The organism is Aureimonas pseudogalii (genome assembly GCF_014196835.1).
In the GTDB taxonomy this organism is placed as follows: domain Bacteria; phylum Pseudomonadota; class Alphaproteobacteria; order Rhizobiales; family Rhizobiaceae; genus Aureimonas; species Aureimonas pseudogalii.
Window position 1 is genome coordinate 1 of record NZ_JACIEK010000006.1, and the last position, 17,280, is coordinate 17,280.

The 17,280-nt window shown below is 66.2% G+C and carries 20 protein-coding genes; 9 read left to right on the forward strand and 11 right to left on the reverse strand.

The annotated features are described in order from the left end of the window. The first annotated feature begins 198 nt into the window (after positions 1–198). Positions 199–762 (forward strand): hypothetical protein, encoded by a 564-nt coding sequence (locus GGR04_RS12130; RefSeq protein WP_183200159.1) that lies wholly within the window; start codon positions 199–201, stop codon positions 760–762. Positions 763–871: 109 nt separating this feature from the next. On the opposite strand, the gene GGR04_RS12135 is transcribed toward GGR04_RS12130, so the two are convergent. From GGR04_RS12135 to GGR04_RS12180, 10 genes are all read right to left on the reverse strand, one after another. Further along, entirely contained in the window at positions 872–2,701 is a 1,830-nt protein-coding gene (locus GGR04_RS12135; protein ID WP_183200160.1) for a prohead protease/major capsid protein fusion protein, read from the reverse strand. Then, on the reverse strand, positions 2,698–2,886 hold the full coding sequence (locus GGR04_RS12140; RefSeq protein ID WP_183200161.1) for a hypothetical protein: 189 nt from the start codon (positions 2,884–2,886) through the stop codon (positions 2,698–2,700). The genes GGR04_RS12135 and GGR04_RS12140 overlap by 4 nt, the downstream gene beginning before the upstream one ends. A 28-nt stretch (positions 2,887–2,914) precedes the next feature. After that, complete coding sequence (locus tag GGR04_RS12145; RefSeq protein WP_183200162.1) at positions 2,915–3,358, reverse strand: hypothetical protein; 444 nt, start codon at positions 3,356–3,358, stop codon at positions 2,915–2,917. Positions 3,359–3,693: 335 nt separating this feature from the next. Then, a complete protein-coding gene (locus GGR04_RS12150) occupies positions 3,694–4,161 on the reverse strand; it encodes a hypothetical protein (protein ID WP_183200163.1) in 468 nt (155 codons plus the stop codon). A 249-nt stretch (positions 4,162–4,410) separates the two neighbouring features. After that, the gene (locus tag GGR04_RS12155; protein WP_183200164.1) at positions 4,411–4,731 is read right to left on the reverse strand and encodes a hypothetical protein; all 321 of its coding nucleotides are present in this window, start codon (positions 4,729–4,731) and stop codon (positions 4,411–4,413) included. Beyond that, positions 4,728–5,174 (reverse strand): hypothetical protein, encoded by a 447-nt coding sequence (locus tag GGR04_RS12160; protein WP_183200165.1) that lies wholly within the window; start codon positions 5,172–5,174, stop codon positions 4,728–4,730. The genes GGR04_RS12155 and GGR04_RS12160 overlap by 4 nt, the downstream gene beginning before the upstream one ends. Continuing rightward, positions 5,171–6,160, reverse strand: a complete 990-nt coding sequence (locus GGR04_RS12165; protein ID WP_183200166.1) for a helix-turn-helix domain-containing protein — start codon at positions 6,158–6,160, stop codon at positions 5,171–5,173. Before GGR04_RS12165 ends, GGR04_RS12160 begins: the two co-directional genes overlap by 4 nt. A gap of 159 nt (positions 6,161–6,319) precedes the next feature. After that, on the reverse strand, positions 6,320–6,556 hold the full coding sequence (locus GGR04_RS24740) for an AlpA family phage regulatory protein (RefSeq protein ID WP_512698878.1): 237 nt from the start codon (positions 6,554–6,556) through the stop codon (positions 6,320–6,322). Between the two features lie 39 nt (positions 6,557–6,595). Continuing rightward, the gene (locus GGR04_RS12175) at positions 6,596–7,201 is read right to left on the reverse strand and encodes a hypothetical protein (protein ID WP_210291773.1); all 606 of its coding nucleotides are present in this window, start codon (positions 7,199–7,201) and stop codon (positions 6,596–6,598) included. Then, the gene (locus GGR04_RS12180; protein WP_183200169.1) at positions 7,194–8,420 is read right to left on the reverse strand and encodes a tyrosine-type recombinase/integrase; all 1,227 of its coding nucleotides are present in this window, start codon (positions 8,418–8,420) and stop codon (positions 7,194–7,196) included. The genes GGR04_RS12175 and GGR04_RS12180 overlap by 8 nt, the downstream gene beginning before the upstream one ends. Before the next feature lie 401 nt (positions 8,421–8,821). Between GGR04_RS12180 and GGR04_RS12185 the strand changes: the two genes are divergently transcribed. The 3 genes from GGR04_RS12185 to GGR04_RS12195 all read left to right on the forward strand — a co-directional run bounded on the left by GGR04_RS12185 (position 8,822) and on the right by GGR04_RS12195 (position 12,561). Further along, entirely contained in the window at positions 8,822–9,844 is a 1,023-nt protein-coding gene (locus tag GGR04_RS12185; RefSeq protein ID WP_210291774.1) for an iron ABC transporter substrate-binding protein, read from the forward strand. A 66-nt stretch (positions 9,845–9,910) separates the two neighbouring features. Then, positions 9,911–11,503 carry an ABC transporter permease gene (locus GGR04_RS12190; protein WP_183200171.1) on the forward strand — a complete coding sequence of 531 codons (1,593 nt, stop codon included), beginning with the start codon at positions 9,911–9,913 and terminating at the stop codon, positions 11,501–11,503. Beyond that, positions 11,500–12,561 carry an ABC transporter ATP-binding protein gene (locus GGR04_RS12195; protein WP_183200172.1) on the forward strand — a complete coding sequence of 354 codons (1,062 nt, stop codon included), beginning with the start codon at positions 11,500–11,502 and terminating at the stop codon, positions 12,559–12,561. Before GGR04_RS12190 ends, GGR04_RS12195 begins: the two co-directional genes overlap by 4 nt. A 57-nt stretch (positions 12,562–12,618) precedes the next feature. Here GGR04_RS12195 and phnF read toward each other — a convergent pair whose 3' ends face one another. Further along, the gene (gene phnF, locus GGR04_RS12200) at positions 12,619–13,338 is read right to left on the reverse strand and encodes a phosphonate metabolism transcriptional regulator PhnF (protein ID WP_183200173.1); all 720 of its coding nucleotides are present in this window, start codon (positions 13,336–13,338) and stop codon (positions 12,619–12,621) included. 106 nt (positions 13,339–13,444) lie between these two features. Between phnF and phnG the strand changes: the two genes are divergently transcribed. The 5 genes from phnG to phnK are packed head-to-tail and all read left to right on the forward strand — an operon-like array spanning position 13,445 to position 17,278. After that, positions 13,445–13,906, forward strand: a complete 462-nt coding sequence (phnG, locus tag GGR04_RS12205; protein WP_183200174.1) for a phosphonate C-P lyase system protein PhnG — start codon at positions 13,445–13,447, stop codon at positions 13,904–13,906. Next, positions 13,906–14,505 carry a phosphonate C-P lyase system protein PhnH gene (gene phnH / locus GGR04_RS12210; RefSeq protein ID WP_183200175.1) on the forward strand — a complete coding sequence of 200 codons (600 nt, stop codon included), beginning with the start codon at positions 13,906–13,908 and terminating at the stop codon, positions 14,503–14,505. Before phnG ends, phnH begins: the two co-directional genes overlap by 1 nt. Positions 14,506–14,508: 3 nt before the next feature. Further along, the gene (locus tag GGR04_RS12215) at positions 14,509–15,627 is read left to right on the forward strand and encodes a carbon-phosphorus lyase complex subunit (protein WP_183200176.1); all 1,119 of its coding nucleotides are present in this window, start codon (positions 14,509–14,511) and stop codon (positions 15,625–15,627) included. Continuing rightward, positions 15,624–16,505 (forward strand): alpha-D-ribose 1-methylphosphonate 5-phosphate C-P-lyase PhnJ, encoded by an 882-nt coding sequence (locus GGR04_RS12220; RefSeq protein WP_183200177.1) that lies wholly within the window; start codon positions 15,624–15,626, stop codon positions 16,503–16,505. The genes GGR04_RS12215 and GGR04_RS12220 overlap by 4 nt, the downstream gene beginning before the upstream one ends. Next, on the forward strand, positions 16,502–17,278 hold the full coding sequence (gene phnK, locus GGR04_RS12225) for a phosphonate C-P lyase system protein PhnK (protein ID WP_183200178.1): 777 nt from the start codon (positions 16,502–16,504) through the stop codon (positions 17,276–17,278). The genes GGR04_RS12220 and phnK overlap by 4 nt, the downstream gene beginning before the upstream one ends. The last annotated feature ends 2 nt before the right edge of the window (positions 17,279–17,280 follow it).

A 17,280-nucleotide genomic window follows, 5' to 3' on the forward strand; every position in this document is an offset into this window, starting at 1 on the left:
CATCAGGAGCTTTCGACATAGTCGTACTCATAGGCGGATGCCTATGCCTTATCGGCTATGCCACCTGTCCGGTCAAAACGGGGTGCGCTCCACCAGCTACGTGACGCTCGCACGCGGAGGCTACCTAGTTTGGGAGCGATTCCAAGCTTTCGTGTGAGCCCTACGCTACCGCTCGACCAACTCCACCACGACCCGCCCATGCCCATCAGGCTGGACGCTAACGACTTCGAAGCGCTGTGGAGGGGATCGGTCGATAAGGTCGACCCGATCGCCCTGATGGACCCTGGTGGCGCCAAGCTCGCGCTCTGCAATCGAGATCCGTGGGGCCGGCGCGGTGGAGATCAGGCGGAGGTCGTTCCGCTTCCGATTGAAAGACCTGTTGCCCAGCTGTACGCCGCCGGCTTGGCCGGCGCGCAACTCGAATACTCCGCGGGCTCGGACGACCTCGCGGTCTGGATCCGGCATCGGGTGGCCGTTGGGCGTGCGAACCTGGGGGTGCAGGACGAAGGCTTCAGCTGCCGTCGCTGTGATGGCCCCGTCGGCGATGGCGAGGAGGTCGTCAAAGATCGTCATGTTGGTGTTCCGGTGGAAGTGGCAGGAGGCGCTTTCGGAGCGCGCATATCGCGCGCTTCGAAAAGGTCTCTGGATGAGGTGGCGATCGGGATGACTCCCGACCGCCGCACCGTCGCCGCAGGCGAACGCAAGAAACGGTGCTTTGCGGACGGTGATCCCGTCCTCTCGCGTGGCGTCGGACCACGTTAGTGTGCCGGCGCCTCGCGGCGCTGGCATGCCGGCCCGTCAAGGAAGCCGGTCTTTTCGGGCGGGGAGAACGCCACCCTAGCCCGCGGATCAGTGGGCCGCGGGAATCGTTTTAGACGCCCGGGTTCTTGAACCAAGCGCGGTAGTCGACCCAGCCGGCGCCATAGTCGAGGCGGACCTTGATCTCGACACCGTCCACGTCCCATCCGGCCTTCGACTCCATCACCGGCCCCTCCTGGCCGGCGAGATGGGCGAACTCGAGCCCGTCAATCTGCGCCGGGTCGGCGGCGAGGTACCAAGCCGCCTTGTCGGCGAGGCGGTGCTCGACGATGAGCACGAGCTTCCCGGCGAAGGGATTCACATCGCTCACGGCGCGCGCTGCGATTTCTGCGAGGACCTGTTCCGCCACGGTCTCCAACTCAGCGGGAACGATGAGGAAGCGCGGGCGGACGCCGATGGCCTCGCCAGCCAAGCCGATCTGCCGACGCATGGCGAGGCGCGCAGCCGAGAGGCTGGCGACCGACAAAGCTGCGCCGGCACCGAGGTTGTTGTGCTCCGGCGAGAACACGGCGAAGCCATCCGACATTGTGGGATTGCCCTCGATGAAGGCGACGAGGCTCGCGAGTTCGAACTCGCGGGCTGACTGCCCTAGCCGCTGCGGGATGCGGGAAAAAATGTTGGTGTCATCATTGATCAGCAGCTGACGGGTGACGCCAATGATGCGACCAAACGTCGACAGCCCGTAGCCCTCGGCGTTCTCCCGGAACGTGCCGCGCTTATACTCACCATGCTCGTTCACCTTCAGGAGGCGGGGAGCGGACGAGAGATTGACGCTGTGATGCGTCTTAAAGTTCTCCAGAGTCGTCGGACGCGCGGTCTGCCGGATCTCGGTGTCGAGTTGCGCATAGCCCTCGCGCACGGCCATGCTGCCCGCTGCGACAATTATCGCGGGAAAGTCCGACGTCGCGTGGAGTGCGCGGGTGATGAGGCCCGCATGACTCAGGCCCGTCACGCTCTCGCCCCTTGCCCTCAGGAGGTCGCGCGCGTGTTCGGCCGGCAAAAGGTTGGCGTGCCGCCGCGCCCGTTCACTCAGCCGGTGGCCGGGGTTGGCGCGAGCGAACAGCGCTTCGCCCCGCGCCTCCAGGTCGCTGGCGCCGTCAGACGACGTGCGAGCCGGCGAGTGTGGGAAGGACGGCGTCTGCTCCTGGCGCGTCGCCATAGCTTCGAAGGCCGCGGCCCGGAAGTCGGCGATCGTCGTGTTGCCGTTGACGGCAGCCTCGATCGTAGCCGCATCCATGCCGGCGCGACGACCGATAAGGCCGATCTCGATGCCGCGCTGGCGCTCGGCGGCGACGGCGGGTGAAGCGGTCGAGGGGGCGGCGGTTACGTCGTTCATTGCAGTAGTCCTTTCGTGTGAGCGCGTGCGCGCAGCCGCGTCGGCCGGGATGGCGACGATCGACAGTTCCATCGGCAACCATCGCGTCGCCGTGAGCGTGGGAATTGCGTCGCCGGAGCCCTCGTCCCAAGTGTAGGTGTCCACCCGGTAGCCGACCGAGACGCTGAAGCCGTGACCGTCGCGGAGATCCTGCGCGAGGCTTTCGCCAAGGGTATTGCGAGACAGCTTCACGGTCCCGATTAGATTGCCGCCGGAAATGCGGGCCGATCCGGGCACTACAGTGCCGACGCGGTTTTCGATGGTGAAGGGGGCGTGCGAGTCGAGCACCGACATTCCATCGCAGCGCGACAGGTCGACAGCCGACGCGGATATCTCGAGGATTTCGGTATAAGCGCCTTCCGACCAGGAGCGCCGCGCGACCGCGGCGCCGCTGGACATAATCACGTCGACGGTTCTGGCGTCGTCGTTCCAGGTGCCGGTTCCGGTCGTGCCGGCGCGAGTGAAGGTGCCGGCGAGCGGCGGTCGCGTGGCGGTGGTGACGCTCAATTTGGCCTCCTCATTTTCGCTTTCAGGAGCGCGGCGTCGACTGCCGCAGTGGCGGCTGCCTCGATCCGGTCGGCGGCCTCGGTGATGGCGTTGGCGAACTCGCGCATCTCGATCGGCGACATTCCGAATTCGACTATGCCGAACTTGCTGGCGACCGCGATGCGGTCGAACTCGTTGACGAACATGCCCTCTGCGACCTTCGGCTGCTTGCGGTTACGCATGCGCCGCCGCCTTCGTGCACCGCTTCGCCTCGAGGAGGCGCGCCATTGCGACGCTGACCAACTGCGCGATGTCGACCGCCGTGCAGAACTTCCGGGCCTTCACGACCCGCAGCGCCGAGTCGGCGCTTTCGACGATCCGATGGTCGAAGCCGACTTCGGCCGGCCAAACGCAAACCCAGGGCTGGAAAGACCCCTCTTCGAGCACGATGCGCTCTAAGAGACTGGCGACGTCGGCGACGATCGCAAGGGCGACCTTTTGCGGGAGGTTCTTCCGAACCAGCGCGTCGGCGACGAGAAGCGCGACGGCGTCGCGCGTTGTGAACAAGCGCGGCTGTCGCTCCACGGCGACGCTTTGCATCGGCAGCGCCGATGCGAAGTTGCGGACCGCGTGCTCCGACTTTCCAATAACGTCACAAATCGATTTGGTGTCGAACATGAAGACCCCTGCGACCACGGTTGTCGCAGAAGTTCTCTCGCTGCCGGTCTGAATTTACAACGGGAAAGAACCCCCTATTTTGGCAGAAAAGTCAGTATATATAAAATATTTTCTCTATTATCAACTGAAAATAGGCGCGCGGACAAGGCGCGCGCCTCCTTATTTGGGGAATTACTTCTCGCTTACACAACTGTGGATAACCTGCTGATCGATCGAAGCCTGTCCCGACCGGCCGACGTTTCGCGAGAGTTTCGCCAGGACACGATGGGCAAGGGCATTCGCATCGCTAGCGATGTACGATCCGCGCCGCGCCGCCACCGGCGCGCGTTCCCGAACTACTTGCCGGTCCGCAACGTCGACGCCTTTGCAGAAAGACCGTCCGCAAGCTCGCCACGGATCGCGTCGCACACTGCCTGAATCTTCAGCTGCGCCGACCGATCGCTGGTCGCGCGGCGCGGCAACGCTTCGAATGCCTCCACAACAAGTGCGATGACCTCGTCCAGCGTCTCGGTCGCTTCCTCGATGTCGACAAGCTTCCGATCATCCCTCGCCATGTCGCGCTCGAGCGCGAGCCGGCGTTGCTCGCGGAGCCGGTCGCCAGAGGTGTCCGCCGCCTTTCGGCGCTCGCCGTCGACGGCATAGGCGATGTATCGACCGACGTTGGCCGTGACCGGATACGAGCCGTTTTCGTTGCGGATCACGATGTCCGCTTTCGACAAGCGCGAGAGGTGGCGGACGGAGACATCGAGAAGGGCAGCAAGCCCCTTCGCGGAAACGCTTTCAGGGATTTCGGCGGTCGGCATCAACTTGTTCCAATCGTTGGAGGATTCGGACGTGGACAGGCGATTCAGAAAGCTGAAAAAATGCTTCGATATCGCGCTGCGCGGTCCCCGCGGCTTCGTGCCAGACCCGGGGAAGGACCCAACGTGCCCCCCCCCGGGTGCCTCTCCCCGTGCGGTGCCCCTCACGACCGGTCGGGGGCGGGCTGGGCCCGACCCTCCGACAGCCCGCACGTCGTCGACCTTGGCGCGTAGCGCGTGTGACGGGGGCGGTCATGGATCGCCGCCCTCAGTTGCCGTCTCCGCTTCGACGCGATTGAGGAGACGCCGCACTACGGCCTCGAGTCGCGCTCTCGTGTTGAAGGCACGCAAGGCCGCCGCGACCTCGTCCTCCTCCAGGCCGTTCTCATAGAGCTTCCGCGCCATTGCGGCGCGACGCTTCAGCCAGAAGGCACGGCGCTCCTCCTCGGGCAGGGCGAGGGCGAGGCGCACGTTCCGCCGGACGAATGTCTCGGTTATCAGGTGCGGCGGCCCGTATCGGGCCAGCGGGCGTCCGCTGTCGTCGCAGGGGGCCCAGGTTTCGACGAGTGTCATGGCTTGAATTCCTCAACCCTGGCCTGGAATGCGCGTTCAAACTTCGCTGTCGCCTTGTGCTCAGGATCGCCCGGGAACCGGAGGATTTCCGCCGGCGAAGTCGGAGCCGCGTCTGTCAGTTCGAACGGCCATGCGATCGCCTCTGCCACCACGGCGTCGCGCGCCGCCATGATTTTTCGAACGTCGGCCGACAGGAGATCCAGGCCGCGCGCGACGAGATCGGGAGCCGCCCGTTCCAGCTTCGCGCGATCGCGAAACTTCTGGACGATGCCCTTCCAAATGATCAGGCGGTCTCCGTAGGAAGCGAACTCGCGAACTCGATTGACGACGTCATCCGCCAGTCGCGCGCGGCAGGCGTCGTCGAGCAGTGCGGCAACGACGGTGGCCGGCCTCTTGCGCGTATCGGCCTTTCGACCTTTCGGCTTCAACTCCACGATGCTCATGACGCCATCCTCCTCGTGCTGCTGGCAGGCTCCGGCCTGTCTGCGGCGTGTCGCGGCTTCTCGACGATCTCACGCCCGTTCTCGTCCTCGCGGTAGTCGCCGGAGCGCCAGAGGCGGTGCAGCGACACCAAGCGATCCAGTTCGGTCGGCGAAGGGTCCTGGTTGCGAGCGGCAAATCGAAGAAGGTCCAGCGGAAGCTCTGGGTCATCCTCGCGTTGCACGACGATCTCGAGCGCCTTGATCTGGCGGTCGTGACGCTCTTTGGGGTCGGTGACCGACTCGAACTCGAGGAGGTCATCCTCGATCACATCGAGATCCAACGATCTCCACCCGTCTACGCGCTCATAGAACTGGACGAGATCGCTGCTACAATCCACCGGCAGATAGCCGAAATTCGCATCCGCGATTTTCTCGAGTCGGGCGTAGAGGACGTCGACGCGATCCGACTCGTCGATTGGTTCTGGCTCGACGCGAGACGATGGATTCACTGGCTCGTTTGTGGGGCTCTCTCCGACGACGCCGACAGGCGAGGAAGGAGGAGAGAGCCCACCACATACAAGCGCGCCCGGCAGCGTATCGGCGGGTCCCGCGAATGCGGGCCCGCCTACAGCTCTGTGTACAGCTCTTTCGGCGGCAGGATTCTGCCGGTCATCGTAGGCGAGATCCTGCCGGTCAAAAGCATTTTCTCCGCTGTTTTGATCGGCGAGATCCTGCCGGTCAACGAAGTGCGGGATGTAGCGGTTCGCGTGCCCTTTGCCGCCGCGTCGATGGGTGAGGAACCCCGCGTCTTCGAGTTCTCTCAGCGCGTCGCGGACCGTCCGTGGCGAGGCGTTTGCGAGGCGACCGATCGTGTCCTGCGACGACCAGCACTCCTCATTTCCGCGGAAGAGGAAGGTCTCGACCAGGACAAATCCAACCGCGAACGCTCGCGGGCTCACAGCTTTAACAATCTGGCGATACCATGCATTCTTGTTGAATCCGGTCATTTCACCCAACCACCACCACGAGCGCCGACGCGATGACGATCCAAGCTACCGTTCGGTCGCGAAGTGAGGTAGCTTCCCACGTGAAGTGCTTTGCGAGGCCTTCCTTGCGGTCGGCCGCCCCTGCCCGGGCGCCGGCCGCATCCGTTTTGGGGGCGGCCATTAAGCGACCCTCTGCGGGCGTGCAGCGGCACGTGCGGCGATCCAAGCGTCGAGCTCGGTGGCTAGGAAGGCCTTGCGGCTCGTGCTGACCATGACCGGCACCGGAAATCCCGGTTGCTTCATTAGCTCCCAGAGAAGCGTCCTGCCGATACTAAGACGTCGGCAAGTATACTTGAGCGAAACCAGTTCCATTCGTTCGTTCCTTTTCGGTGACGTTCGAATGCCTAATTTCACCATCAGCAACTTGTTGGATAGGTGGAGTTTCGCGTCTCGTTCTCAGTCCGAAACTCCACCTTGCCGCAACGCCGGGCGGACGTGGTCGGCGAGGAACGTCAGGACGACCTTTGGTTCTGGTCGATCAGCGCCGAGCGCGTGCAGCATCATGGCGTCGATGAACCGCAGCAAAGGGCTCGTTGGGTTTGGATCACGTCGCGGGAGAGCAAGATCTGGATCTATGTGAGCAACCCAGGACCGAGCAAGCGCTTCGATAAGCGTGACCGTCTTATGCTCTAGCTTCCGCGGTGTGCGCGCTGTGGAAGGATCAACTTTTCGCAGAAGATTGCGTGAAGCTGCGGCATCAGACGACACGTCGTTCCAAATCTCTAACAGCTGCGCGAGGATCGGATCCCCTACCCCGTTCGGTGCATCGTCCTCGAAATTTTGGATGAGCCGAAGGCCGTTGACACCTACTCGCGCGACGATCGCTGCTTCGACACCCGCAAGCGTGCCTTCGGCTTTCTCAGCCATCGTCAGCAATTTCCGACGACGATCCGTCATGGCGGTCGCAACTGCATCCATGACTTCCTGTTTGAACGTGTTGTAGCGCTCATCGGTCATCAGGAATTTGGAGCGAGCCAGCGCGGCAAGCCACGCCTCACGCACGTCGGATCAGGGCGACGACGTTGCCCCCTCCTGCTGCTTTCCGGCCGGTCACGATCTCGCCTAGCCGTAGAGCCCAGGCGTCCAGTGCTGCGCGCTTCTCGGGCTCGTAGGCGTTGCGATTGTAGACTCCTGCGACGCCGCTTTTAAAGCCCGACACATGGTTCAGAACCGCCTCTATGATGTGGGGCAGGATGCCGATCTCCGCCATCTGCGTCGCAACCGTGCGCCTGAGATCGTGCGTGGTCCAAGGGTCCTCGAGCACCTGGAGCTTTAGGCGACAGGCGTGCGCCAGCGCGTTCGACGGCATGGGCTCACCGGTGTGTGCGAATAGTGGCGCCGCTCGATCGTCGTCGATCGCTGCGAGGCGGCGCTCGACGATCGCCAGGGCCGACGCGCTTAGAGGCACGACATGCGCCCGAGCATTCTTGACCCGCTCGGCCGGGATGGTCCACGTGCGTGCGGCGACGTCGATCTCCTGGCGCCGCATCCCCGACACTTCGCCGGATCTCTGCCCGGTCAGAAGGAGGAGGCGGAAACAATCGCGGGTGATGTCGCGCACTGCGGCGCCTGGGAGGGCGTTCCAGACCTTTCCGATCTCGGCCGGCGCGAGGACGCGATCGCGCGACACGGGCTTCGAGCGAGGCTTCACGCCAGCCGCTGGCGAGATGGCGAGGTAGTCCTCTGCGACTGCCCAATTCCCCAACTTCCGCACGACGGCCAGGAGCCGGTTCGCCGATGTCAGATGGCCGGCTTCCGCCTTCTTTTCGATGATGTCGAGGACGTCGCGCTTTGTCACCGCGGCCATCTTCTTCGAGCCGATCGCCGGGAGGACGTCGACGCGGAGAAGGCGGTCGTCCTGTTCCCACGACTTCTTCTGCCGTTTGGCGTAGCGCTCGATGTAGAGGTCAGCCAAGTCGGCGAACGTCATCGCCTCTTTTCGAGCGCGCTTTTCCGAGGACGGATCGTTCCCGTCCGCGATCGCCATCACAGCGTCGAGCGCCTTTCGGCGAGCCTTCTCCAATGGAACTGCTGGAAACTGGCCGATGGTGAGGCGACGCTTCTCGCCGTCATCCTCTGAAGTGTAGACGACGGTCCATGACTTCGCTCCAGTTGGCGAAACCCGCAGGACGAGACCACGCACCGTCTCGTCCCAAAAGTCGGTACGCGCTTCGACCTTCACGGTCTCTACGAAACGAGCGGTTAAGTTCTTCTTCGGCACGGACCACCTGACAAAAACGTCACTTCAAGGTGCCGGGGTTCCCAGGGGGTTCCAGAATGAGAGAACTCATGCGAACAGCGGCGAATGAGAGAGAACACTCAAAGCGCTTCTACGCAAGGGCTTGATGGATTTAAACGTGTTCGGTAGTGTCCGCTGAGATCCGACAGGAGGCCACTTTTAATCATGTGGTCGTGGGTTCGAGTCCCACCGCGCTCACCATTGTCCGTTGTGATGCTTCCCATTCCCAGTCGAGCGCCGCGACGTTCGGCATCGAAGTCTCCCGTCTTCGCATCGGGCCCAAACGCATCGTCGACAGTGATCACGTCTCGCCGATTTAATTTGACTTCGATGCTCATCTTTGCGACCCGATCACGCGTCGGTGATCCCTTCGGGTCGCGGTTTTGAGGGTTGGAACGTCCATGTTTTCCTTATCGCGCGTCCTGTCGAGTTCGGCTCTGATCGCCATCGTGCTGCTCCCGGCAATCGGTCGGTGTGACGACGGGATCGTCGTCTACAATGCCCAGCATGAGAGCCTGACGAAGGCGTGGGCGGAGGGCTTCACGAAGGAGACCGGCATTGCGGTGACGCTGCGCAAGGGCAGCGACACCGAGTTCGCGAACCAGATCGTGCAGGAAGGCAAGGCCTCACCCGCCGACGTCTTCGTCACCGAGAACTCACCGGCCATGGCGCTGGTCGATCGCGCAGGCCTGTTCGAACCGCTGTCGAGCGAGACGCGCGCCGAGGTGCCGGCCGCCTTCCAGCCCGCCAACGGACACTGGATCGGCGTGGCCGCGCGTTCCACCGTCTTCGCCTACGACAAGACCAAGCTCAAGGAGGCCGACCTGCCTGCCTCGATCGTGGACCTGTCGGACCCCATCTGGAAGGGCCGCTGGGCCGCGTCGCCCTCGGGCGCCGATTTCCAGGCCATCGTCGCCGCGATGCTGACCCTGAAGGGCGAGGACGCGACGCTCGCCTGGCTGACCGCGATGAAGACGAATGCCGTGCCCTACAAGGGCAACAGCACCGCGATGAAGGCCGTGAACGCCGGCGCGATCGAGGGCGCGGTCATCTATCACTACTACTACTTCGGCGATCAGGCGAAGACGGGCGAGAACAGCGGTAATGTCGGCCTGCATTATTTCCGCCATCAGGACCCCGGCGCGTTCGTCAGCATTTCTGGCGCCGGCGTGCTCGCGTCCAGCCAGCATAAGGAAGAGGCCGAACGCTTCGTGAAGTGGATCGCCGGCAAGGGCGGCCAGAGTGTACTGCGGGATGGCGACTCGTTCGAATATGCGGTTGGCGTCGACGCGGTATCGAACCCGGCGCTGACCCCGCTGGCCGATCTCCAGGCGCCGACGGTGACGCCGGATGCGCTCGATAGCGCGAAGGTCAGCGAGTTGATGACCAAGGCCGGCCTTCTCTAGCGTCGCCCGCGATCGACGGGCGGTTCGACGTCGGCCCGTCCGATCGCCACTGGCTCAGGGGCCGGCATGACCGCCATCTTCGACCTTTCCAAGCCTGCGAGCGATGCCGGAACGGTCCGCAGCGAACCGCTCGTGCGTCTGCGTCGTTCCGGCACGTCGCTCCTCCTGATGGCGACGCTGATCTCGGTCTTCGCGCTCGTTCCCCTCGGCTTCGTCGTCTGGATCGCAATCCAGAGCGGCTGGGAGACGATCGCGACGCTGGTCTTCAGGCCGCGCGTCGGCGAACTCCTCATCAATACGCTTCTCCTCGAAATCTGCACGCTGCCGCCGACCATCGCGCTCGCCGTGGCGCTCGCCTGGACGACGGAGCGCAGCGACCTGCCAGGACGTCGCTTCTTCGCCTGGCTCGCCGTGGCGCCGCTGGCCGTGCCGGCCTTCGTCCATTCCTATGCCTGGGTCTCGCTGATCCCCGATCTGCACGGCCTCGGCGCCGCGACGCTCCTCTCGGTGCTCGCCTATTTCCCCTTCCTGTTCCTGCCGATAGCCGCGCAGATGCGCCGTCTCGACCCCGCCCTCGAAGAAGCGGCCGCCGCGCTCGGCCACGATCCGTCTGCGGTATTTCTTAAGGTCGTGCTGCCGCAACTGCGCCTGCCGATCTGCGGCGGTGCGCTCTTGGTGGGCCTGCATCTCCTGTCGGAATACGGGCTCTACGTTATGATCCGGTTCGACACGTTCACCACCGCGATCGTCGATCAGTTCAAGTCCTCCTTCAACGGGCCGGCCGCCAACATGCTGGCTGGCGTGCTCGTTCTTTGCTGCCTCGGATTGATCGGCCTGGAATGGCTAGTGCGCGGCGACGAACGCTATGCGCGCGTCGGCTCGGGAGCGTCGCGCGCGCACCGCGCCGTCCGCCTCGGCCAGAGCGCTGGCGCGTGGCTCGCCTTGCACGGCGGTGTCGCGGCGCTCTCGCTCGGCGTGCCCGCGGTCACGCTTGGTCGCTGGCTCGGGCGCGGCGGATGGGAGATCTGGGCCGACGCCGCGCTCCTTTTGTCGCTCGGCTCGACGCTGGCGCTCGCCGTCGCCGGCGCGGCGCTGACGACGGTCGTGGTGGTACCCATGGCCTGGCTTTCGGTGCGGGCGCCCGGCCGGCTGCAGCGCGCGATGGAAGCCTGCCATTCCTATGTCGGATCGCTGCCGGGCGTCGTCATCGCGCTGGCGCTCGTCACCATCACCGTGCGCGTCGCCCTGCCCCTCTACCAGAGCGTGGCGACGCTTCTCGCGGCCTATGCCCTGATGTTCCTGCCGCGTGCCCTCATCGGGCTTCGCGCCAGCATCGCGCAGGCGCCGGTGGAACTGGAGCAGGCGGCGCGCTCGCTCGGCCGGACGCCGGGTCAGGCGCTCCGCCAAGTCACACTGCGCCTCGCCGCGCCCGGCGCCTGCGCTTCCATGGCGCTGGTCGCGCTGGCGATCACCACCGAACTCACGGGCACGCTGATGCTGTCTCCCAACGGCACGGAGACGCTGTCGACGCGCTTCTGGGCGCTCACGTCCGAGATCGACTATGTCGGCGCCGCGCCCTATGCGCTGCTGATGATCCTGTCGTCGCTTCCGCTCACAATTCTGCTCCATCGCATGTCGAACCGGGCGGCGCCGCGATGACGTTTCTTCGCCTCGAGGCTCTCGGCAAGCGATACGGATCGGTGCAGGCGCTCGGCGATGTGACGCTGGCGGTGGCCGCGGGAAGCCGGACCGCGATCGTCGGCCCTTCCGGGTCGGGAAAGAGCACGCTGCTGCGGCTCGTTGCCGGGTTCGACGCCCCCGACAGCGGCCGCATCGTGCTCGACGGACAACCTCTCGCGGAAGGCGCGCTCGTCGTGCCCGCCCATCGCCGTGCGATCGGCATGGTGTCGCAGGACGGTGCCCTGTTTCCCCATCTCAGCGTCGCCGACAACGTCGGCTTCGGCCTCGAACGCCGCGATCCCGGTCGGGCCCGGCGGATCGACGATCTGATGAACATGGTGGAACTGCGCCGTGAGCTGCGCGAGCGCCGGCCGCATGAATTGTCGGGCGGCCAGCAGCAGCGCGTCGCTCTGGCGCGAGCGCTGGCGCGCTCGCCGCGCCTGATGCTGCTCGACGAACCCTTCTCGGCCCTCGATACGGGACTTCGCGACACGATGCGCCGGGCGGTGGCAGATGTGCTCCAACGCGCCGGCGTGGCCTCGCTTCTCGTGACGCACGACCAAAGCGAGGCCCTGTCCTTCGCCGATCAGGTCGCGGTGCTCCGCGAGGGGCGGCTTGCGCAGGCGGGATCGCCGCAGAGCCTCTATTTCCAGCCGATGGACTCAGCGACCGCGTCGTTCCTTGGCGAGGCGGTCGTCCTCGACGCGACGATCCGGGACGGGCACGCCGATTGCCGGCTTGGTCGTCTGCCGGTGCACGGGGCGATCACCGACGGCCCGTCGCGGATCATGCTGCGTCCCGAGCAACTTCACCTCCGCCGAGGGAGCGACGCATCGGCTCCTCGGGGCCGGGTGACGGCCGTGGAGTTCGCCGGCGCCCATTCGCTCGTTCACCTCAGCTTGATGCGCGGAGAAAGCGGTACGGTGGAAACCGAGATCCGACTCCGCCTGCCGAGCCTCGACGCGCCCTCCGTCGGCGAGGTCCTCGGTCTCGCCGTCGCCGGCCGCTGCCACGTCCTGGGCACAGCAGCGGGCTAGATAGCACCTCGCGTCGTGCGGGGCGGATCGCGCGCAGGCGACGCACCACGCTCGCCGTCAGTGCCGGAAAACGAGTTCCATCCGGTCGGCGTGAAACCGGGTTCGTAGGAGCTGGACCGGCCGGTCGTCCGCGTCCACGTCGATCGCGAAGGAGACGAGGACGGTTCCGTCCGGCGAGGCCGCGAGATGCTCGGCGTCGACCGGCGACAGGCGCTCGGCCGTGACGCGGGTCTCGCGCCGCCGATAGTCCTCCAGCCCCTGCTGGCGCAGCGCCTGCGTCACCGACCCGCATTCCGCATAGGCCTGCACGATGCCGGGAAACCGGTCGGCGGAGAACCAGGACGTCGCCACCGACAGCGGCACGCCGTCCGCGACGTGCAGCGTTTCGAGCCGGTGCAGGGTATCGCCGGGCCGGCAGTCGAGGTGGCCGGCGGTGGTGGCATCTGCGCGCACCCGGTCGGCCCGAATCAGGCGGCCGCCGGGCTCGCGCGACTGGGCCAGCACGTTTTCCGAAAAGCGCGTGCGCGCCCCCACCGGATAGACGAGCCGTGCCGGCGCGGCGTTGACGAACGTGCCGCGACCCTGCTCGGCCCGCAGCAGGCCGTCGCGCGCCAGGGTCGCGATCGCGCGGCGCAGCGTGTGGCGATTGACCCCGAATCGTTCGGCCAGTTCGAGTTCCGGCGGCAGCCGGCCCGCCAACGATCCGTCGCGGATCCCGGCGCGCAGCAGATCGGCGACGCGCCGCCAGCGCGCCATACCGTCTTCGATCGTTTCCATCGGCCCTCGCGAATCGTCGTCCGTCATCATTGCGTCATCGGACGTGTCGTAACACAGTGCCCATAGAACTGGTTGTCTACACCATTATACCAATAAGGTTCTGAACATGGATGGTCTGGGCACCGATCCGATGCGTCGAAAGCGGCAGATGGAAGCCGTGGCCCGCTTCCCGGCCGCCGAGTTGCTCTCGGCCTATGCGGCGATGGCGGCCGGCGCGCCTGCCGCGCGAGCGGTGCGAGGCCCGGAGGTGGGGCTGGTGATGGTGCGTGGTCGGGCGGGCGGCGGCGGCCAGCCCTTCCACCTCGGCGAGGCCAGCGTCGTGCGCGCCACCGTCATGCTGGACACCGGCGAGGTCGGACACGCGACGATCCTCGGCCGCGACTCCGAGCGGGCGCGCGTGGCGGCCCATCTCGACGCGCTCTGGCAGCGCGACGACTGGCGTGATCGCATAGAGCAGGACGTCGTGGCCCCGGCCGAGCGCCTTCGCGCGCAGACCGAGCGGCGCGAAGCCGAGGAGGCGGAAGCCACACGCGTCGACTTCTTCACCCTTGCGCGCGGAGAAGACTGATGGCCGCCACCGATCGCAACAGCGTTCTCGGCGGGCTCGCCGACCCCACTTTGCAGTCGCAATTCATCTTTCGCGCGCTGATGCAGGCCTTCGCGGAGCCGGGAACGATCGCGGATTTCGGCCCGCTCGTCGCACCCCCGGGCGCGATCGAGCCCGGCGCAGCCTCGATTCTCGCTGCGCTGGCCGACGCCGATACGCCGATCTGGCTGGAAGAGCCCGACGCGGCGGCCGCGGGCTGGCTTCAGTTCCAGACTGGCGCTCCGATCACCGATGATCTCGCCTGCGCTTGTTTCGCGGTTCTCTCACGAACATCCGAGGTCTCGCGATGGGCCGAGCTTCCGGCGGGAACGCCCGACTATCCCGACCGCTCCGCCACCCTGATCCTGCCCGTCGAAGCGCTGGAGGGTGGATCGCCGCTCACGCTCTCGGGCCCCGGCATCGAGACGGCCCGCATCCTCGCGGCCCAAGGCCTGCCCGACGAGTTCCCTGAGGCGCTCGCTGCCAACCGCCGTCGCTTTCCGCTCGGCTTCGATCTCGTTCTCGTCGCCGGCACGCGCGCCCTCGCGCTGCCGCGCACCACCCGCATCCGGGAGGCCTGACCCATGTACGTGGCCGTGAAGGGTGGCGAGACCGCCATCCGCAATGCTCATGCGCTTCTGGCCGATCGCCGGCGCGGCGACCGGTCGGTGCCCGCGCTGACGCTGGAGCAGATCGCCGGGCAGCTCGCGCTCGCCGTCGACCGGACGATGGCGGAAGGTTCGCTCTACGATCCCGAGCTGGCCGCGATGGCGGTGCGCCAGTCGCGCGGCGATCTCATCGAGGCGATCTTTCTCATCCGCGCCTACCGCACCACGCTGCCGCGCTTCGGCGCGACCCGGCCCGTCGACACCGCGCGCATGCGCATCGAACGGCGCGTGTCGGCGACCTTCAAGGATCTACCGGGCGGCCAGCTGCTCGGCCCGACCTTCGACTATACGCACCGGCTCATCGACCCCGCCATGGCTGGCGACGAGCCGGTCGCCGAGCCCGAACGCCGGGCGTGGGACGAGACCGCCGGCACGCCGCGCGTCACCGACATTCTCGGCGACGAGGGGTTGATCGAGCCGGACGGCGAGGCAACAGGCGAGCCGGGCGACCTGACGCGCGATCCCGTCGCCTATCCGGTGGACCGCGACATCCGCCTGCAGGCGCTGGCGCGAGGCGACGAGGGGTTCCTTCTCGCGCTCGGCTATTCCACGCAGCGCGGCTACGGGCGCAACCACCCGTTCGTCGGCGAGGTTCGCATCGGCATGGTCGAGGTCGAGATCGACATGCCCGAGCTCGGTTTCGCGGTGTCGATCGGCGAGATCCGGCTGACGGAATGCCAGATGGTAACACAATTCCACGGCTCGGGCGACGAGCCCGCCCGTTTCACCCGTGGCTACGGCCTCGTCTTCGGCCAGAGCGAGCGCAAGGCGATGGCGATGAGCCTCGTGGACCGGGCGTTGCGCGCCGACGAGTTCGGCGAGGAGCGGACCGCCCCGGCGCAAGACGAGGAGTTCGTGCTGGAGCACTGCGACAACGTCCAGTCCACCGGCTTCGTCGAGCACCTCAAGCTGCCGCATTACGTGGATTTCCAAGCCGAACTCGCGCTGGTGCGCCAGCTCCGCCGCGAGCAGGCGGAAGCAGCGCACGGGCTCGCCCCCTCCCTGGACGAAACGCGAAAGGAGGCCGCGGAATGAACGCCCTGCCCGCCTACAATTTCGCCTATCTCGACGAGGGCACCAAGCGGATGATCCGCCGCGCGCTTCTCAAGGGCATCGCCATTCCGGGCTATCAGGTGCCCTTCGCCTCGCGCGAGATGCCGATGCCCTACGGCTGGGGCACCGGCGGCGTGCAGGTGACCGCCGCGATCCTCGGGCCGGACGACGTATTGAAGGTCATCGACCAAGGCGCCGACGACACCACCAACGCCGTCTCCATCCGCGCCTTCTTCGAGAAGACGGCCGGCGTCGCTACCACGACGCGGACGCACGAGGCGACGATCATCCAGACCCGGCACCGCATTCCCGAGGCGCCGCTGAAAGCCGGCCAGACCATCGTCTATCAGGTGCCGATCCCCGAGCCGCTGCGCTTTCTGGAGCCGCGCGAGACCGAGACGCGCACGATGCACGCACTGGAGGAATACGGGCTCATGCATGTGAAGCTCTACGAGGACATCGCCCGCCACGGCCACATCGCCACGAACTACGCCTACCCGGTGAAGGTCGAGGGCCGCTACGTGATGGACCCCTCGCCGATCCCGAAATTCGACAACCCGAAGATGCACCGCTCGCCGGCGCTGCAGCTTTTCGGCGCGGGCCGCGAGAAGCGCATCTACGCGCTGCCCCCTTTCACCGACGTCGCCAGCCTCGACTTCGAGGACCATCCGTTCGCCATCCAGCGCTTCTCGCAGCCCTGCGCGCTCTGCGCGGCCACCGCCGTCTATCTCGACGAGATCGTCACCGACGATCGCGGCGGTCGAATGTTCGTCTGCTCCGACACCGACCATTGCGAGACGCGGCGTGCCGAGGGCCACCACGGTCCCGGCCTGCCCGTCGGCGAGGAGACCGTCCGATGAGCGGCGAGCCCATCCTCTGCGTCCGCGCGCTGGAAAAGCGCTACGGCGCCCGGGTCGGCTGCACGGACGTCTCGTTCGACGTCTGGTCCGGCGAGGTCATGGCAATCGTCGGGGAGTCCGGGTCTGGCAAGACGACCCTTCTGAACTGCATCTCAGGCCGCCTGCCGCCCTCCTCGGGCGGGGTTTCCTACCGCATGCGGGATGGCACCTTGCGCGATCTTGCCGAACTCGGCGAGGCCGAGCGTCGCTTCCTCATGCGCACCGACTGGGGCTTCGTGCATCAGAACCCGATCGACGGGCTGCGCATGCGCGTCTCTGCCGGCGCCAATGTCGGCGAGCGCCTGATGGCGGTCGGCGAGCGCCATTACGGCCGCATCCGCGGGGCCGCCACCGACTGGCTCGGCCGCGTCGAGATCGACGCCGGGCGGATCGACGATCAACCGGTGTCCTTCTCGGGCGGCATGCGTCAGCGCCTGCAGATCGCTCGCAACCTCGTGACGCACCCGCGCCTCGTCTTCATGGACGAGCCCACCGGCGGGCTCGACGTCTCCGTGCAGGCGCGCGTGCTCGATCTCCTGCGTGGACTCGTCGCCGATCTCGGCCTCGCCGTCATCATCGTCACGCACGACCTCGCCGTAGCGCGCCTCCTGTCGCAGCGGATGATGGTGATGAAGAGCGGCCGCGTCATCGAGGCCGGTCTCACCGATCGGGTGCTCGATGATCCCCGCCATGCCTACACCCAGCTCCTCGTCGCCTCGATCCCGGAGTCCTGAGC

Coding starts and splice junctions, on each gene's coding strand:
- phnH (WP_183200175.1), top strand. CDS start 13,906: ATGGCCGCCACCGATCGCAACAGCGTTCTCGGCGGGCTCGCCGACCCC.
- GGR04_RS12195 (WP_183200172.1), top strand. CDS start 11,500: ATGACGTTTCTTCGCCTCGAGGCTCTCGGCAAGCGATACGGATCGGTG.
- GGR04_RS12145 (WP_183200162.1), bottom strand. CDS start 3,358: ATGTTCGACACCAAATCGATTTGTGACGTTATTGGAAAGTCGGAGCAC.
- GGR04_RS12155 (WP_183200164.1), bottom strand. CDS start 4,731: ATGACACTCGTCGAAACCTGGGCCCCCTGCGACGACAGCGGACGCCCG.
- phnG (WP_183200174.1), top strand. CDS start 13,445: ATGGATGGTCTGGGCACCGATCCGATGCGTCGAAAGCGGCAGATGGAA.
- phnK (WP_183200178.1), top strand. CDS start 16,502: ATGAGCGGCGAGCCCATCCTCTGCGTCCGCGCGCTGGAAAAGCGCTAC.
- GGR04_RS24740 (WP_512698878.1), bottom strand. CDS start 6,556: ATGGTGAAATTAGGCATTCGAACGTCACCGAAAAGGAACGAACGAATG.
- GGR04_RS12165 (WP_183200166.1), bottom strand. CDS start 6,160: ATGACCGGATTCAACAAGAATGCATGGTATCGCCAGATTGTTAAAGCT.
- GGR04_RS12215 (WP_183200176.1), top strand. CDS start 14,509: ATGTACGTGGCCGTGAAGGGTGGCGAGACCGCCATCCGCAATGCTCAT.
- GGR04_RS12130 (WP_183200159.1), top strand. CDS start 199: ATGCCCATCAGGCTGGACGCTAACGACTTCGAAGCGCTGTGGAGGGGA.
- GGR04_RS12160 (WP_183200165.1), bottom strand. CDS start 5,174: ATGAGCATCGTGGAGTTGAAGCCGAAAGGTCGAAAGGCCGATACGCGC.
- phnF (WP_183200173.1), bottom strand. CDS start 13,338: ATGGAAACGATCGAAGACGGTATGGCGCGCTGGCGGCGCGTCGCCGAT.
- GGR04_RS12150 (WP_183200163.1), bottom strand. CDS start 4,161: ATGCCGACCGCCGAAATCCCTGAAAGCGTTTCCGCGAAGGGGCTTGCT.
- GGR04_RS12140 (WP_183200161.1), bottom strand. CDS start 2,886: ATGTTCGTCAACGAGTTCGACCGCATCGCGGTCGCCAGCAAGTTCGGC.
- GGR04_RS12220 (WP_183200177.1), top strand. CDS start 15,624: ATGAACGCCCTGCCCGCCTACAATTTCGCCTATCTCGACGAGGGCACC.
- GGR04_RS12190 (WP_183200171.1), top strand. CDS start 9,911: ATGACCGCCATCTTCGACCTTTCCAAGCCTGCGAGCGATGCCGGAACG.